Annotated in this window: 3 protein-coding genes; 2 read left to right on the forward strand and 1 reads right to left on the reverse strand. The window is 70.1% G+C overall.

The window, feature by feature from the left end; translation table 11 throughout:
- On the reverse strand, window positions 1-1,218 hold a 1,218-nt coding region (locus C1I93_RS29915; RefSeq protein ID WP_111246592.1), incomplete at its 3' end, for a C40 family peptidase.
- 258 nt (window positions 1,219-1,476) lie between these two features.
- On the opposite strand from C1I93_RS29915, the gene mqnE reads away from it, so the two are divergent.
- Entirely contained in the window at window positions 1,477-2,646 is a 1,170-nt protein-coding gene (gene mqnE / locus C1I93_RS29920) for an aminofutalosine synthase MqnE (RefSeq protein ID WP_111246591.1), read from the forward strand.
- 183 nt (window positions 2,647-2,829) lie between these two features.
- The coding region (locus tag C1I93_RS29925) for a hypothetical protein (protein WP_220039617.1) at window positions 2,830-3,052 on the forward strand (223 nt) is incomplete at its 3' end.

Genomic DNA, 3,052 nt, shown 5'->3' on the forward strand with positions numbered 1-3,052 from the left:
GGGCGAGGCCGACGGGGCGGGCACCGCACCGACCACCCGGGTCGCGGCGTAGAGCCGGGACCAACTGGGGGTCGAAATCTTCACCACTTCCCTGCTGTTCGGGGCGTGGATCATCTTGCCGCCACCGATGTACATGCCGACGTGGTGGATGCTCGTCCAACTGCTGCCGGAGGCGAAGAAGAGCAGGTCACCGGGGAGCAGAGCGCTCCGGGGCACGGTCCGGGACTGGGTGGCCCGGTACTGGTCGCGGGAGATGCGCGGAAGCTGGTAGTAGCCCGCCGAACGGTACGCCGCCCACATCAGCCCCGAGCAGTCGAAGGTGTCCGGGCCTTCGGTGGCCCAGACATACTTGTCGCCGAGCTGCTTACGGGCGTACTCGACTGCGGCCAATGCGGTGGGATGGGCGGTCATCCCGTTCGCCGACTCGCCGGAGCCGATGCCGAGCTGCTGCTCGGCGCGCTCCTGTTGGCGGGCCAGCTCGACCAGTTGCGCGGCGTTCTCCTCGCGCAGCTTGAGCAGCTTCGCCTCTTCGTCCCGCAGCGCCTTCTGGGTGGCGGCGTACTGCTCCTGGACGCCCTTGAGGCGGGACTCGGCCGCCAGGTGCGCCTGGGCGGACACCTGCTCGTCGGTCCGGGCCCGGGCCAGCCCGCCGGCGGCCGGTCCGGTGGCGCCCTCGACCCGCTCACCCAGGTTGACCCGGCGGAGCATGTCCAGATGCCGCAGGTCGGCTGCGAAGCCGCCCGGTGGCAGGGCGGCGTCGACCTTGATCGCCTCGGCGGCGGCCTGGTCGGCGTGCTGCTGGGCCTGGGTCAGCGCCGCCCGGGCGAACTCCAGGTCACGCTCGGCGGTGCGAAGCTGGGCCTCGGCCTCGACGCGTTGCTGTTCCAACTCGAGCAGGCGGGTGCCGAGTTCGCCGACCCGCGCCTCGGCGGCGAGGATCTGGGTCTCGAGCGCGCTGGCACCGGTAGTGGCGGTGACGCCCACCGAACCAGGGGCGGCCGCGGGCGGTGCGCCGCCGGGCAACTGGAGCGGAGCGGTGAGCGCCGGGCGGGAGCCGGTGTCGGGCACGGTGACGGGCACGCCGGGCTCGGCGTACGCCGGAGCAGCGAGAACGGCGCTGGCGACGGCGCTCATCAGTGCGGACCAGAGCATCGGTCGCAGCACCGGCGAAATCACCGGACTCCGTCGCCGTCGTTGCCGCTGTCCGCTGTCGACCATTCCGCTCCCCGTCCGGCGCGTTGCGCCGCGTTGTGGTGAAACGCGGCAGTTTGGGAGACGAGTATGTGTCACGCCCCACTCTGTCTTACCTCACCGGGGCCAGCGCTGTCGATGTCCGAAGGGGTAACAAGAAGCTGAGAGCGGGTTGACCGTGCTCACGGTCGTGGACCGCGATGTGGTCCGGTACGGCGACCGACGTAGGCTCGGGTGGTGACCGCACTCCGGTCGCGACCGCAGTGGGAAGGGACGGGGCTTTCGATGGACGCCGGACTCAAGCGCGAGCTCGAAGCGAAGGTGTACGCGGGGGAGCGGTTGACCCGTGAGGACGGGATCGCCCTCTACGCCAGCGACGACCTGACCTGGCTCGGCCGGCTGGCCCACCACAAGCGCACCGAGGACAACGGCGACCGGGTGATGTTCAACGTCAACCGGCACCTCAACCTCACCAACGTGTGCAGCGCGAGCTGCGCGTACTGCTCGTTCCAGCGCAAGCCGGGCGAGAAGGACGCGTACACGATGCGCATCGACGAGGCGGTCCGCAAGGCCAAGGAGATGGAGGACGAGCAGCTCACCGAGCTGCACATCGTCAACGGTCTGCACCCCACCCTGCCCTGGCGTTACTACCCCAAGGTGCTGCGCGAGCTGAAGGCGGCGCTGCCGAAGGTCAAGCTGAAGGCGTTCACCGCGACCGAGGTGCAGTGGTTCGAGAAGATCAGCGGCCTGAGCGCCGACGAGATCCTCGACGAGCTGATGGACGCCGGTCTGGAGTCGCTGACCGGCGGCGGCGCGGAGATCTTCGACTGGGAGGTGCGCCAGCACATCGTCGACCACGCCTGCCACTGGGAGGACTGGTCGCGGATCCACCGGCTGGCGCACAGCAAGGGCATGAAGACGCCGTCGACGATGCTCTACGGCCACATCGAGGAGCCCCGGCACCGGGTCGACCACGTGTTGCGGCTGCGTGAGTTGCAGGACGAGACCGGCGGCTTCGTGGTCTTCATCCCGCTGCGTTACCAGCACGACTTCGTCGACTCGGCGGACGGCAAGGTCCGTAACCGGATCCAGGCCCGGACGACGATGGCCTCGCCGGCCGAGTCGTTGAAGACCTTCGCGGTCTCCCGGCTGCTGTTCGACAACGTGCCGCACGTCAAGTGCTTCTGGGTGATGCACGGGCTCTCGGTGGCCCAGTTGTCGCTCAACTTCGGCGTGGACGACCTGGACGGCTCGGTGGTGGAATACAAGATCACCCACGACGCCGATTCGTACGGCACGCCGAACACCATGCACCGCGACGACCTGCTGCACCTGATCTGGGACGCCGGCTTCCGCCCGGTCGAGCGGAACACCCGCTACGAGGTCGTCCGCGAGTACGATGCCGCGCCTCGCCTGGCGGAGCGCCGCGCCGACCCGCAGCAGGTCTGGGCCTGATCCACAGGGCGGATCGCGCCGACCTGACGGCCAGGTCAGCGCCCCACCAGGTGTGGGATTAGGTACGGTCCGCCCATCGCGCGACTCGAAGATCGACGGTACGGTGATGGCCCGTTGATCTTCATGAACGCTTGTCGCGGCGAGAGAAGGTACGTGGTGGCCAGGAGGCGGATCCGCCCTCGCGTGGCGGTGGTGGTCCCGCTGGCCGCCGCGACGGCAGTTCTCTGGGCGGCGGGCGCGCACGCCGCGGTCGCGCCGACCGTGGGCGGGCCGGCCCTGGCCGAGCGGGCGGTGCGCTCGTCCGACCGGGGGGTGGCCGCCTCCGCGCCCCCACTCGACCACGGCGGTGCGGTGCGGATAGCCGTCTCGATCGCCCCCACGCCGACCCCCTCCGGCACCGTCGACC

It is taken from the genome of Micromonospora endophytica, from assembly GCF_003236305.1.
GTDB classification, from domain to species: Bacteria; Actinomycetota; Actinomycetes; order Mycobacteriales; family Micromonosporaceae; genus Micromonospora; species Micromonospora endophytica.